The following is a 13,700-nucleotide window of genomic DNA, read 5'->3' on the forward strand; positions in this document are numbered from 1 at the left end:
TCTGGTTAAATTACGGCCGGAGGGCTTGCCTGTTCGCGGAAATTCCGGGTGAGCCTGGTGAGTTGTCTTTTAAGCACGGTGGCCTGTTTCTTTAGTCCTTTGAGTGTCTCTTTGCTGTTCGGGGTATCCGCAGTGGTTAAAAGAAGTGCGATGGCCAGTTCATTGTCATGCCAATCGCCGATGGCTGCTTGTACCTGGTCAAGATAAGGTTCATTAAAAGGGAGGTCCAGTTCCGGGCCGGCCAGAGGGTAATTATAAAGCAGTACCTTCAGTTGTTTACGGCAGGTATGCAATTCCTCATTAAAACGGGGAGGGTTTATGGTTGTAGCAATGATTTCCAGTTGTTGCCTGTAATACAAGGAGAGATGATGTTTACTGATCGGCCTGATCCACTTCAGCAGGCTGCGGCGTGTTTTTCGGAGCCAGGCGCTGTGCTGATCCTTATCGGCGTTAAATCTCCGGGTGGTGATTTTCATAATCTGCTGTTGCTCCCGGATAAAATCGGTGTTTTCACCAACTGCCTTGCCCAGTTCCTGGTTTATATAAGCATTCCTGATTTCGCCGGCCTGTTTAAATATCTTACGAACAGGTTTGAAGCGTTTCTCCAGCGTAACGTCCTCTGCCGCGCTGTCTCCCAAGATCAAAAGCGCCCGTAGTTTTTTTACCCCGGTGCGAAAACGATGCAAATCTTCCTGTTCGTCGTTTTTGACAAAAGAGCGGAGATGGCGTTTCATGGTTCGCCATGTTTTAATTATATACTTCTTTTCCGTTTTCTTTTTCATACCGGTTGGCATATTGTTGTCGAAGCCTTGCGATATCCTCAAAAAAGGGTGCCGCATATTCAAAAATACGGCTAAAGCGACAAATCTGGTCCAAAAAAAGGATCTAATTACCCCAATATTATTACATACAAATCGCCGGCTACACAACACCCATGGAGAGGCAATGAGAAAATAGCATATCCTTGCTCACCTGCTATGTTTTGCATTGCCCACGCCTGATGTCTGGATAGTTTTACCCGGAGCTTTATCATACTGAGCCAGGCAACTGTCCAGTGGTTTGCCCAGATTGTGTACACAGTCGCAAAAAACTTTACAAGCCTCCGGCTTGGCATTTCCAGCACACCCATTATTGCATTCCATTAATGAATTGCCCGGTCGGATATCATATACGAACTGGTTAATTACTATTACTGCGGCTATTGTTGCAAAAACGCCTCCAAAAAACACGAACGGAAACTTGTTATTTCGTATTTCAGGTTGCGTTGTATGGCTGTTTTTTTGCTTGAATGGCAAAATGAATTTTAAACGGTCATAATCCCACCCCAGCAAATATAAGTTGGCAAGTACCATTAAGGTGGTGATGCGGGTGCCTTCAAACCTGACGGCGTAGGCCAGTATGCAGATGTTCAGTATAATCGGAAAATAGATTAACGCCCCGAGGAGCCGGGTACGGGGAATCAATAACAGGATAGCTGCTGCAACCTGCAGAACACCAATAAAAGTGTAATAATAACCTGTATGGTGCAACGCTTCTAAATAATGGCCCATCGGTTGATTGGTCGATAAACCGCTGGCGAACCGCTCCCCCATAATTTTAACACTACCGGCAATAAAAAAACCAGCCGCCAGCATTATCCTGTTAAAAGTAGCAAAAAGCTGCATCCATTTATTTCCTTTTGCCTGGTAATGCAATTGGTCGAGCGTGGTAGAAATCGGCATGTTTACCTGTAATTTATGTTCATAAAAGCACTTTGAAATACAAAGTTATTGAAAATAGATTGATATTTGCAAGAAGCAAAAAATCCTCTTAGCGTTAACTTAGAGGATTTCTTTTTCTGTGGTACCAACAGGGAGTGAGCCAGCGCCACAAGGTTAAATAAAGAATTTTTATTTGACTCGCTTGTAGATTTCTATAGATTGGCCATTTGTGGCACTATTAATCACCTGGGTATATTCGTCATGGCCATTCATCGTAACTTTAACGGTAAATTTATTACCCTGAAGAAGCCGGTAGTTTGATATTTGCTCTTCTTCCCTAAGCGTATCATTACTAAAAGTAAATACCCCGGTGCCAAACCCATTTTTAAAGATGGTTTTTTCCTTATTTTGAGCAAGCCTGTGGACGAAAATAAAATGCCCTTCCCAGAATATTTTATACTGCGTTACGTCAGTTGAGATTGTGTCTTTGCCTTTTATTGTATAGGTTCTTTCCATTTTCCACAAGCCGTCAAGCACTGAGCTATCCGCTGACGGGAATTTTTTATATTCTTCCTTCAATGCATATTTTACACCTTTTACCGTGGCAAAGTCGGGGATGACTTGGGTATAACCATCCGGTTTTTTTGTAACCTCAAGATTATACGTTAGGGATGAGTCGAGCGCTCTGCTGGTGTAAATACTATGTTCCTTAAGTCGGTTAGCAGAGTCGAGTGTATAAGTGCCCACACCAAACCCAACAGATGAATCAGGAACGATACTGGCGTATAAATAGTTATGATCTGTGTAGATTTTAATTTGCGTTCGTTTAATAACAGAGTCTTTGCCTCCTCGATCAAGCACTTGTTTTTCAAGTTCATATACACCCGAAAGGCCTGCCTCGGACGACTTCTCTTTTTTCTTGCATCCAAAGATCAAGAAGCTAAATAAAGCTGCGAAAACTAAAATCTTATTCATAATGCTTAAGGTTTAATATGATATAAGGCTTTATTTCGTCTGGCAGTGGTTTTTATTTGGCGGGCGACAACTTCTTGGTAAAAGAGTCAGGTAAAGACAAAATAATGCCTAAAATTTTATCACCATAAATAATGCAATTGGTTACATAAACTTACAAATAATATATATCATAAACAATTTGTTAGTGAATTATTAAAAGCTTGTTAATGAATTTTTTAAAAAGAAGTCTATATGTTTATTTGAAATATTCAGAGTATTTGAAAAAAAGAACACAAAGATTGATAGAGCAAGGAAAGAAAAAAAGACTTGAACGTACAAATCCATAAAGCATTCAAAAGATAGCCATAAATGCCACTGCAAGGCTTACCTTTTAAGTGAAACTGGTTGAACGGCCAGCCTCAACTTCCAGGATTAACTTTTAAAGTTGAACATCAATTAATCCAACAATTTAACTTCCCCTTATAAAGGGTATTTTACTATTTCTTTGGATTGGCATATTCAATTCTCAATCTATCAATCCAAACTTTGAAGTACCCCTATAAAGGTTAATTCTCTCTATTTGATGGATTGACTAATTCAATACCCAATCCAGACTTTTACATTCCCGTATAAAGTGATAAATTGTTAGATGGTTGGATTGATCAATTGATGTGTGGTTGAAGGGAAAAGAGGAGTGCAATCGCTCGTATTAAAAGGGAAATAGTTAAATTAGAGTGATAATGAATTATAAGCAAAGTTACTTATAGCTGCTGAAGCGTGGCAAGGAACTACGGCATAAACACAAGCCTGTACACAACCTTTCCTTTATTCCGTTCCTCCTTGCACTTGATTGCTATAAGCGTGGATGGGCATCATAATTCATTCACTTAAAAAAATGCGCCAAAAGTGCGCCAAATAACCTTCAAAACAAGTAGAAAACACGAAACAGACAGGAATGTAACAGACAAGCAAAACAAAAGAGTAATTAACAAGATTTTATTAAAAACCGCATTTATAGCTTCCAATAGCAGTTTTAAGGCATAAAAAAAGCTTCTTAGAGAATTCTAAGAAGCTTTTGAGGGTGGTACCAACTGGGATCGAACCAGTGACACAAGGATTTTCAGTCCTTTGCTCTACCATCTGAGCTATGGTACCAAACCGTTCCCGTGTTTGGGGAGTGCAAATGTAGCCTTTTTTTTATGTTTGAAAACTTTTTTTTGAAAAAAGTTTCTGTTCGTCCGCTGGTTTTAAATAATTGTGCAGGTAATCAGCTAATTAATTTTCAAATATTTTTTCAATCCCAAAACATTTTGAGCTTTAAACAATTCATTTAACTTTGAGAAAAATACTATGCACGCATAATGATTGCTCAGCTTATATTTATTATCATCCTGGCGGTTGCCGTTTACTTCTTTGGCAAGAACGTGTCTAAAATCAGGCGCAATATTTTGCTGGGTAAAGACACGGAGCGTAACGACCAGCCGGCCCTGCGCTGGAAAGTAATGGCCAAAATTGCCCTTGGGCAAACAAAAATGGTTAAACGCCCCGTAGCGGCGGTAATGCACTTTTTTATTTATATTGGTTTTATTATCATCAATCTTGAAGTGCTGGAGATCATGATTGATGGGATCTTTGGCTCGCACCGCATCTTTTCACATCCTCTTGGTGGTTTGTATGGTTTTTTAATAGGCGGTTTCGAGATGCTTGCAGTACTGGTACTTACGGCATGTATCGTTTTCCTGTGCAGGCGCAATGTTGTACATCTTAAAAGGTTTACCGGTACAGAAATGACCTCCTGGCCAAAATCTGACGCTAATTACATCCTTATTACTGAGATCTTGCTCATGACCGCTTTCCTGACCATGAATGCGGCCGATTATAAATTACAATTACTGCATTTTGGTCATTACGTTACAGCCGGAAGCTTTCCGGTGAGTTCATTGCTGGCGCCGTTACTGCCTGGTAGCGCTTCGGCATTGGTAATTACCGAGCGTGTTTGCTGGTGGTTTCATATTGTTGGAATCTTGTGTTTCTTAAATTACCTGCCATATTCAAAGCATTTTCATATCCTGTTGGCTTTCCCCAATACGTACTATTCAAACTTGAACCCTAAAGGGAAATTTACCAATATGGCATCGGTTACTAATGAGGTCAAAGCCATGCTTGATCCATCATTCGTTCCCGAAAATAATGGCGATCCCGCCCGTTTTGGTGCAAAGGATGTAACCGACCTTACCTGGAAAAACCTGATGGAGGCATATACCTGCACCGAATGCGGCAGGTGCACCTCGGTTTGCCCGGCTAACATTACCGGCAAACTGCTGTCGCCGCGCAAGATCATGATGGATACCCGCGACCGGATTACGGAAGTCGGCAATAACATTGATAAGCACGGTAAAGACCATCAGGATGATAAATCATTGCTTGACAATTACATTACCCGCGAAGAGCTCTGGGCTTGTACCAGTTGCAATGCCTGTGTGGAAGCTTGCCCGGTGAACATCAATCCGCTGGAGATCATAACAGAAATGCGCCGTTATATTGTAATGGAAGAATCGCAGGCCCCGGCAAGTTTAAATAATATGTTCGGTAACGTAGAAAACAACGGCGCCCCATGGAAGTACAGCCAGGCCGACAGATTTAACTGGGCGGAGGAATAGTTTTACAGATCATAGTTAATGGTTTATAGATCATGGCTGTGAAGGGAAATAAAAATAATTAACAATGGTCCATGGACTATCGACCATAAATAAAACCATGAGCTATGAACAATGAACCATTGGCCATCCCTACCATGGCCGAAATGGCTGCACAGAGTAAGGAGCCTGAAATTTTGTTTTGGGTAGGATGTGCCGGTAGCTTTGATGAGCGTGCCCGGAAAATTACCCGCGATATCTGTAAGATATTGCAGCATGTGGGTATTAGCTACGCAGTGTTAGGTACAGAAGAAAATTGCACCGGCGACCCTGCCAAGCGTGCGGGAAATGAATTCCTGTTCCAGATGCAGGCCATGATGAATATCCAGGTGCTGGATGGTTATAACATCAAAAAAATAGTTACCGGTTGCCCGCATTGTTTTAATACCATAAAAAATGAGTATCCCGGCCTGGGCGGCAATTATGAGGTGATCCATCACACGCAACTTATTCAACAGTTAATTGATGCCGGTAAGCTGAAAGCCGAAGGTGGCGAAAGTTTTAAGGGGAAAAGGATCACTTATCATGACCCCTGTTATTTGGGCCGGGGAAATGATGTTTACGAAGCGCCACGTGCGGCACTTGAAATACTGGATACCGAATTGGTGGAAATGAAACGCTGCAAATCAAACGGGCTGTGCTGTGGTGCGGGCGGCGCGCAAATGTTTAAGGAACCTGAACCAGGCAAAAAGGATATCAATATAGAGCGGATTGCCGATGTTATAGAAGTCAAAGCACAGGTGGTAGCCGCCGCCTGTCCGTTTTGTATGACAATGCTTACTGATGGCGTAAAAAATCAGGATAAGGAACAGGAGATAAAGGTGCTGGATATTGCCGAGATCACGGTTAGGGCTAATGGTTTATAAACCTTTTGTCCTGAAATAATGCAACGCGCTCTTCAGACTGTCAAATTTGGTGGAGCTCATGTTATGTACCGGTAAATCAAATGTAGTGGCCATTGAGTCGATATTGCCATTGGGATCCTCATAGGTTTGTACAATGATATCATCGGTTTGGGTATTGAATTTTACTGTACCTGTGGTGTCGCTGCCCACATAATCAACATTGGTTAAACGGTGCAAGTTGAAAGAAAAATATTCCTGCTTGCCCTGTTGATAAGTTTTCCTTAAACGTAAAAAATAATCGTTAGTAAGGTTAAGCTCCCACTTTTTAAGGTTAATATCGGGTGCAGGGTTGAATGAGTTGGTGAGGCATTTATTGCTCCAGTTTAACCATTCCTGTTCGCTCATTTCGGCTTTAAAACCGTAATTTAGCGCAATAAAGGCTAAAATTGATGTAATGAGCGCAGTTTTTCCAATTGATGGCAGAATTGATATTTTCATGACAACAAAATGTAACCCGAAGTTAATAAATTGATATTTTTGGAAATGAAATTTTCTCCACAGTCAAGAGTTTGGATCTATCAGTCGGACAGGAAATTAACCGATCTGGAAGTGCAGCAGATACAGCCCGAGCTGGACAGGTTCACCACCAACTGGACAGCACACAACAACCAGCTGAAAGCCAAAGGCGAGGTGAGGTATAACCGTTTTTTTATATTGATTGTTGATGAAAGCCAGGCAGGTGCCAGCGGGTGCTCTATCGATAAATCGGTTCATTTTATGCAGCAGGTACAGCAACATTTAGGCATCAATCTTTTCGACAGGTTCAATTTGGCTTATCGCGAAGGAGAGGAAGTGCTCTCACTGCCACGCCATGATTTTGAGGCTAAGCTGAAAGATGGTAGCATCAATAAGGAAACGGTTGTTTACAACAACCTGGTGCAAAATTTAACCGAGCTTGAAACTAAATGGGAGGTGCCGTTTAAAGATAGCTGGCATATTCAGCTGTTTCGTGACCTCGTAGCTAATTGATTGCCACGCAATTCAATTTTTTTAAATTTACTGTGCTTAAGCCGTGCAAATGTTTACCTTTGGCACAAAATTTAGATATAAATCATTTTACTGATACTTTATAAATAAGCTAAAAATGAAAGGCTTCATCTCAACAAAAACTTACGGATTTTTAAACTACGTTGTAGCCCTGTTAATGATTTCATCATTATGGACGTTTGATACACTTCATGTTGGCGGTGCTGCTTTGTTCCTGCCTTTGATCATTGGTTGGTTACAGTTGATCATGGCTATCTTCGCTAAAAACGAAATGGGCTTTATTAAGCAATTTCCGATGGTTATGCATAATGTTGGTGATGTAATTATGGGATCATTTTTATTTTGTTCACCATGGGTTTATGCTTTTTCTGATAAATTGGTAGCTCCGCAATTGATTTTTGGTGCTTACCTTTTAATTGTAGGTTGCTTTACCAAAGGTTCACCATTCATTAACCCACAGGTAGAAGAAGATCACGGTGTAAGCTATAATGCTTAATCCTTTTTCCCGAAAAGATATAAAACAAAAGAGGTGTTCATTTGAGCACCTCTTTTGTTTTATATGCCAAGCTCTTTTGATCGCTGTTCTTCCCGTTGATTACGCATGATTTTAGTGAAACCACGATGATTGTGCTGTTCATCAAACAGCGGGAAAACCAGCCCGCTGCCCCAAAAGCGTGTGCCGTCCTTGCGTACATGATAACGCTCATCGATAGCTCTGCCCCGGCTCAGCGCTTTTTTTAATTCGGCTTCAGGTTTACCTTCGGCAATATCTTCGGGAGTAAAAAAAATCCGGGCGCTTAGGCCTAATACTTCCTGTTCGGTGTAGCCAAGCACTTTTTGGGCACCGGTATTCCAGCTGTTAACGTCACCATTTTTATCTGTAGTGATCACCGCGTAATCTTCCAGGCTGTCCAACACCTGCCTGAAAAATTCCTCGCTCATCCTAAAATAAGTGTCGTCGAAAAGGTCCTGGCTGGTTATAGTGTCACCAAAGGTTTGATATTCGATGAAAATACTGGTATTGTCGACACCACAAACCAGTTGCATGGGCTCGCGGGTGATGCGGTAAAAAGTTTCAAAGCCTGTTGGTAATTTATTTAATTCCGGTTTTTCTTTTATTGGTACAAGTGTTATGTCGACAGCCTCATCTTGCTGTTGGTTCAGGTTGATCTTTACCAATACATATTCGTAGCCTTTTTCAATCAGGTCGCCGAGTAGTTGTGAGGTTAACGGAGTGCGCATTTATGGTAGATTGCTTGTTCAGGCAATTTCAGCACAAAAATGACACCAATTATAACGGTATAACCATCATCGTAGCCTGCTTATAGTTAAAATACCTCGTTAAGTCCCAAAAAGAACCCACTTGAACCATAAGTTCCCCTGGCATAATCAATACATAGATTAGAGCGCGTGTATTTATTAAACAACAGTCGCAAGCCCACTCCGCCACCGGGCTCCCAATACCTGAATAGTTTTATGCGTTGCTGGTTGTTAGCCGTTTCGGCATTGACAAAGGCAACACCGCTGAGCAACTTATTGCTTGTTAGCGGAAAGCGGTATTCGGCCTCATTGTATACAAACGACATGCCTTTAAACCTACCTATAATAAATGCTCTGCCAATGCGGCCATAAGCATCGCTGCCGGTGCCGGGCAGTTCAAGGTAGGGCAGTGCCCCGCTTAATAAATAGTTTGACCAGTGCCACAACGCAAAAACATGTTCGGGGTGAGTTGATGACAGGCTCCAGTACTTCCTGAACTCAAACTTTACCTGCATGGCATTGCGGTTGCTTCCCAGCCAGGTTTGGTTGCTCCGAAAAACTATATCGGCATAAATACCCCTGAACGGGCGGTTAGGCTGGTCGCGGTTATTGAACTGGAAATTGAACAACAAGCCATTAGCCTGGTACGAGTTAACAGGAAAGCCGTTACGGATACTATAGCGGTAGTTATGAGTTTTTGATATGGGGATATCCTTGCGGTCATCATCTATATGGCTGTAATAATTAAAGCTTAGCCCGGCACCTACATATATATGATGTGCCAGTTTACGGTAGATGCGCTCATTGGCTTTGATGTATACATAACGGATAGGGAAGGCATCCGGATTGTTTTCAAAGTGGGTATTGTTCATGAAAAAGCTGCCTTCACCAAAACTGCGCCTGCCGGTGCCGAGGCCGTTGTCCATGGCAACGGTTTTCCCTATTTGTACAGTGCCCTGCAGGTTCCACTTGTTTTGAGCCGAAAAAGCGTTTTGTTTAAACTCAAAAGTAGAGAGCCCGCTTGTTGACAGGTAAAAGCCGGCATTAATTACCGAAAGTGTTGTAGTTGAAGGATCACCAAAGTATTTTCCTCCTGATGAGATAACCCCAACGGCAAAACCCACGCTTGGGTTGTAAGCTGCCGATGGTAATACCGACCAATAGGTACGATTTCGTAGCTGTTCGGTAGCTGCGGCAGGTTTGCTGCTTTTGCCGCTGAATATGGAAGCTAAGATTCCATTGGCGTCTACCTGTGTTTGTAACGAATCAACCGGATCGGCCAGGGTTTGGGCAAACAACTTGCAGGTACTTAAAAGTACAATCAAGGTTAAGGTGAGCCGGTAAGCAGCGGGAGCCAATTATTCAGGAATTAATTAGTGTTCCTGCTAATATATTTATATCATCTGAATGTAAAAAACTTATTACAAAATAAAAATTCCATAAGTGCCGGCCGTCTGACCAATAACTAATTACAAGCAATTAAGAAGCTGCTTGCAACCAATTTGCTATTTTGTGCATCATGTTTGATATGAAGCTGCCTTTACTCTTATTACTAATAATGGTGTTGCCTGTTGTTGGCTTATCTGCAAAAAAACAGGATACTCTTGCTACAGAAAAACACTACTCAAAACATCAGTTAGCCGAAGATGTAAAATACCTGGTTGCCACGGTTGCCGACGTGCATCCTGATATGTATCACAGCATAAGTAAGGCTTCCTATTCGCGGCTCACTGATAGGGTGCTTGCCAGCCTGCACGATGGTATGACAGCGAAAGAGGCGTGGCCAATTATGGCAGGGCTGATAGGCGCATTGAATGAAGGGCATAGTGTGTTTAACTATCCCGAATCGTTAGTTGACGAATTGAAGGCTGGGGGAAATCTTTTATTTCCGGTACTGATAAGAGAGTTTAACGGTACAGGGTTTATTGTGAGGCTTGATGCTTCCTTGGAAGATAAACTAAAGCCGGGCGATGCCATCATCAGCATCAATGGAATTGCTACAGAGAAATTGATGGGTAAGCTGGGTGGTTATGCGGGCGGTCTGCCGCAATATAAAGCTCTTGATATCTGTCGTAACCTCATCGTGTATTTGCATCTGTATGGAGTAAACGGGCCATGGCATATCCGTTACCTGCGCAACAACCAGGTAGATAGTGCAGTAGTAAACCCGGTTTCATGGGCAGATTTCAGAAGCAATATTGCTGCAAGAGCGAAAGACCTGCCTAAGATTAAACCAATTGCAGATCATCAATTTGATTTTTTGAATACGGATAAAGCCTATTTGGCATTGAATACACTTACAGCTGAACCGGCTGTATTTAAACGGTTTTTAGATTCGTGCTTTACTTCCATTAAAAACAAACAAGCCAAGGTGCTGATCATCGATTTGCGAAAAAATGGGGGAGGTAATTCGGCATTAGCCGAAATGTTATTAGGCTATATTACCGATAAGCCTTTCCGGATGGCAGGAGGTGTAAAGTGGAAAGTAAGCCAGGAGTACAAAGATCAGCTTAATGAAAAGTTAAAAGGAGAAGGGCCACAAACGATGGCTTATTATTTTAATGCCATTAATGGTACTACTATATCAAATAGCGGTGATAAACCTGCCCGGTCAACATTTAATGATTTGTTATTCAAAGGGAACGTTTTGGTGCTGATTGGCCCGCATACGTTTTCAAGTGCCAACATGCTGGCCAATACCATTCAGGATTATAAGCTGGCTACATTGGTCGGTGAACCATCAGGCGAACCGGCCAATGATTATGGTGAACTGATTTTTTTGAAACTGCCTAACACCGGGTTTACGTTTACTACTTCAACCAAGCAATTTATCAGGGCCAATGGTAATACTAATGATCAACACCCGGTAATGCCAGACTTTATGGTAAAGGATAACCCGCTAACACATGCTGATGAGGTATTGGATTTTGCTTTAGCTAAGTAATTGGAGAACTGATTTAGTAGATTTAAGAAGGTAAAGCATCATACTCATATAGCATTCCGGATGTGTTTTCTGTGTTAGGGATAGAAGTGGATACCGGCCATGCGCGTAATGCCTGCAGGCGTATGAACGTATAGCCCGGGCCGCAGGCAACACCATTATTTTGATTTGAGATTTCGGATGTTGGATGTCGGATTTTTTTATTGGGATTACACCGATTGATTTTTGATTACACAGATTTTTTCTGAACCGGGTTTATCGGATTCTGGTAGTTGTCTGAACTCGAATTAAACGAATTATTGAATTTTTTCGAATTCCTAAAATTTTGACTATTCCGAAAATTCAACAAGTTCGGGTTCAGACAAAATAAAATCCTGACAATCTTCGCCCCCCCCCTTAAATTCCGGTTCAGACACTCCATCAGTCCAGTCGCAATCTTTTCCTTAAAATCTATTTGCTAATAAGATAATTAACCCTATCTTTGCAGTCCCGAAAATACGGGGTATAATAAACGTTTAAACAATTTAATTTAAAGCAAGTGAATACGTTAAGTTACAAAACTGTCTCAGCCAACAAAAAAACCGTTAACAAACAATGGGTTGTTGTTGACGCCGAAGGCGAGATTTTGGGGCGCTTGTCTACGAAGATCGCAATGATCATCCGTGGTAAAACCAAGCCTGATTTCACCCCAAACGTAGACTGTGGTGATAATGTGATCGTTATCAACGCAGACAAGGTAAAACTGACCGGCAACAAACTAAGCGACAAAGTTTATGTTCGTTACACTGGATATCCAGGTGGTCAGCGTTTTATTTCTCCTAAGGAGTTATTGGCGAAACATCCAACCCGCATCATCGAGAAAGCGGTACGTGGTATGTTACCTAAAAATCGTTTGGGTAAAGCATTATTCGGCAATTTGCATGTATATGCAGGTGCTGAGCATCCTCATGCAGCGCAAAACCCAACAGCCATTTAATTTTTAATTTTTAAGGAGAAAAAAAATGCCAACAACTAACACTTCAGGCAGAAGAAAAACAGCCGTTGCCCGCATCTACCTTACAGAAGGAAATGGTGCGATCATCGTTAACGGTAAAGATTACAAAGAGTATTTCCCTACTTTGCCATTGCAATATATCGTAACTCAGAGCACTGAGGTTTCTGGTAGCACCGGAAAATACGATGTTAAAGCAAACGTTGCAGGTGGTGGTGTAAAAGGACAGGCAGAAGCCGTTCGTTTAGCTATCGCTAAAGCTATTGTTGAACTTGATGCTGAAAAGAAACCGGCATTACGTGCTAAAGGCTTAATGACCCGCGATGACCGTATGGTTGAGCGTAAAAAACCAGGTCGCAGGAAAGCACGTAAGAGATTCCAATTCAGTAAACGTTAATCAAAGGAGGACAACAAAATGGCAAGAACAACTTATCAGGATTTACTGGACGCTGGTGTACACTTTGGTCACCTTACCCGCAAATGGGATCCGAAAATGTCACAGTACATTTTCATGGAGCGTAACGGTATCCACATTATCGATTTAAATAAAACCTTAACTAAGGTTGAAGAAGCTGCTGCAGCTATAAAACAAATTGTAAAATCAGGCCGTAAGGTATTATTCGTAGCTACAAAGAAACAAGCGAAAGATATCGTTGCTGATTATGCAAAAAGTGTAAACATGCCATACATCACCGAGCGTTGGTTAGGTGGTATGTTAACTAACTTTGCTACTGTACGTAAGTCAATCAAAAAGATGTCAAACATCGATAAATTGACTAAAGACGGTACTTACAGCAACCTTTCTAAAAAAGAGCGTCTGATGATTCAGCGTGAGCGTATCAAATTAGAAACCCTTTTAGGTGGTATCTCTGATCTGAACCGTTTACCGGCTGCTTTATTCCTGATCGACGTTAAGAAAGAGCATATCGCGGTTTCAGAAGCATTAAAGTTGAACATCCCTACATTTGCTATGGTTGATACCAACTCTGACCCTTCAAACATCGACTTCCCGATCCCTGCGAATGACGACGCTACAAAATCAATCTCTTTGATCACCAGCATCATCATCAAAGCTATCGAAGAAGGTTTAGATGAGCGCAAACGCGAGAAAGAAGACGAAGCTGAAAAAGAAGCAGTAGCTGCAAAAGCTAAAGCTGATGCTCCTGAAGTTAACGAAGGCGGTAAAAGAACCCGTAAAGTTGCTGAAGTAGCTGCTGAAGGCGAAGCTGAAGCTCCGGCTGCTGAAACAGAAGAATAAGCCCCCTA

The 13,700-nt window shown here is 41.8% G+C and carries 14 protein-coding genes and 1 tRNA gene; 8 read left to right on the plus strand and 7 right to left on the minus strand.

What is annotated here, in order from left to right; all coding sequences use genetic code 11:
* Nucleotides 1-5 precede the first annotated feature (5 nt).
* From FHW88_RS21530 to FHW88_RS21545, 4 genes are all read right to left on the minus strand, one after another.
* A complete protein-coding gene (locus FHW88_RS21530) occupies nucleotides 6-782 on the minus strand; it encodes a CHAD domain-containing protein (protein WP_176627876.1) in 777 nt (258 codons plus the stop codon).
* Between the two features lie 186 nt (nucleotides 783-968).
* On the minus strand, nucleotides 969-1,721 hold the full coding sequence (locus FHW88_RS21535) for a DoxX family protein (RefSeq protein ID WP_090529562.1): 753 nt from the start codon (nucleotides 1,719-1,721) through the stop codon (nucleotides 969-971).
* 168 nt (nucleotides 1,722-1,889) lie between these two features.
* The gene (locus FHW88_RS21540) at nucleotides 1,890-2,675 is read right to left on the minus strand and encodes a hypothetical protein (protein WP_090529557.1); all 786 of its coding nucleotides are present in this window, start codon (nucleotides 2,673-2,675) and stop codon (nucleotides 1,890-1,892) included.
* Between the two features lie 1,061 nt (nucleotides 2,676-3,736).
* Nucleotides 3,737-3,809, minus strand: a tRNA-Phe gene (locus FHW88_RS21545).
* 206 nt (nucleotides 3,810-4,015) lie between these two features.
* Here FHW88_RS21545 and FHW88_RS21550 point away from each other — a divergent pair.
* On the plus strand, nucleotides 4,016-5,314 hold the full coding sequence (locus FHW88_RS21550; RefSeq protein ID WP_176627877.1) for a (Fe-S)-binding protein: 1,299 nt from the start codon (nucleotides 4,016-4,018) through the stop codon (nucleotides 5,312-5,314).
* A 104-nt stretch (nucleotides 5,315-5,418) separates the two neighbouring features.
* Nucleotides 5,419-6,216, plus strand: a complete 798-nt coding sequence (locus FHW88_RS21555; RefSeq protein WP_176627878.1) for a (Fe-S)-binding protein — start codon at nucleotides 5,419-5,421, stop codon at nucleotides 6,214-6,216.
* Here FHW88_RS21555 and FHW88_RS21560 read toward each other — a convergent pair.
* Complete coding sequence (locus FHW88_RS21560; protein WP_176627879.1) at nucleotides 6,211-6,693, minus strand: hypothetical protein; 483 nt, start codon at nucleotides 6,691-6,693, stop codon at nucleotides 6,211-6,213. The genes FHW88_RS21555 and FHW88_RS21560 overlap by 6 nt on opposite strands.
* 45 nt (nucleotides 6,694-6,738) lie before the next feature.
* Here FHW88_RS21560 and FHW88_RS21565 point away from each other — a divergent pair, with 45 nt between their 5' ends.
* Nucleotides 6,739-7,224: an ABC transporter ATPase gene (locus FHW88_RS21565; protein WP_176627880.1), complete on the plus strand. Its 486-nt coding sequence runs from the start codon at nucleotides 6,739-6,741 to the stop codon at nucleotides 7,222-7,224.
* 115 nt (nucleotides 7,225-7,339) lie between these two features.
* Nucleotides 7,340-7,738, plus strand: a complete 399-nt coding sequence (locus FHW88_RS21570; protein ID WP_090529500.1) for a hypothetical protein — start codon at nucleotides 7,340-7,342, stop codon at nucleotides 7,736-7,738.
* 59 nt (nucleotides 7,739-7,797) lie between these two features.
* Here FHW88_RS21570 and FHW88_RS21575 read toward each other — a convergent pair whose 3' ends face one another.
* Complete coding sequence (locus tag FHW88_RS21575; protein ID WP_090529497.1) at nucleotides 7,798-8,484, minus strand: PAS domain-containing protein; 687 nt, start codon at nucleotides 8,482-8,484, stop codon at nucleotides 7,798-7,800.
* 86 nt (nucleotides 8,485-8,570) lie between these two features.
* Nucleotides 8,571-9,827, minus strand: coding sequence for a BamA/TamA family outer membrane protein (locus FHW88_RS21580; protein ID WP_139159990.1), 1,257 nt, complete (start codon nucleotides 9,825-9,827; stop codon nucleotides 8,571-8,573).
* 194 nt (nucleotides 9,828-10,021) lie between these two features.
* Between FHW88_RS21580 and FHW88_RS21585 the strand changes: the two genes are divergently transcribed.
* From FHW88_RS21585 to rpsB, 4 genes are all read left to right on the plus strand, one after another.
* The gene (locus FHW88_RS21585; RefSeq protein WP_090529491.1) at nucleotides 10,022-11,446 is read left to right on the plus strand and encodes a S41 family peptidase; all 1,425 of its coding nucleotides are present in this window, start codon (nucleotides 10,022-10,024) and stop codon (nucleotides 11,444-11,446) included.
* A gap of 535 nt (nucleotides 11,447-11,981) precedes the next feature.
* Nucleotides 11,982-12,419, plus strand: coding sequence for a 50S ribosomal protein L13 (gene rplM, locus FHW88_RS21590; RefSeq protein WP_090529488.1), 438 nt, complete (start codon nucleotides 11,982-11,984; stop codon nucleotides 12,417-12,419).
* Between the two features lie 25 nt (nucleotides 12,420-12,444).
* Nucleotides 12,445-12,831 carry a 30S ribosomal protein S9 gene (gene rpsI, locus FHW88_RS21595; protein WP_090529485.1) on the plus strand — a complete coding sequence of 129 codons (387 nt, stop codon included), beginning with the start codon at nucleotides 12,445-12,447 and terminating at the stop codon, nucleotides 12,829-12,831.
* A gap of 18 nt (nucleotides 12,832-12,849) precedes the next feature.
* Nucleotides 12,850-13,692, plus strand: coding sequence for a 30S ribosomal protein S2 (rpsB, locus tag FHW88_RS21600; RefSeq protein WP_090529482.1), 843 nt, complete (start codon nucleotides 12,850-12,852; stop codon nucleotides 13,690-13,692).
* The last annotated feature ends 8 nt before the right edge of the window (nucleotides 13,693-13,700 follow it).

This window comes from Mucilaginibacter sp. SG538B (genome assembly GCF_013376065.1).
GTDB lineage: Bacteria > Bacteroidota > Bacteroidia > Sphingobacteriales > Sphingobacteriaceae > Mucilaginibacter > Mucilaginibacter rubeus.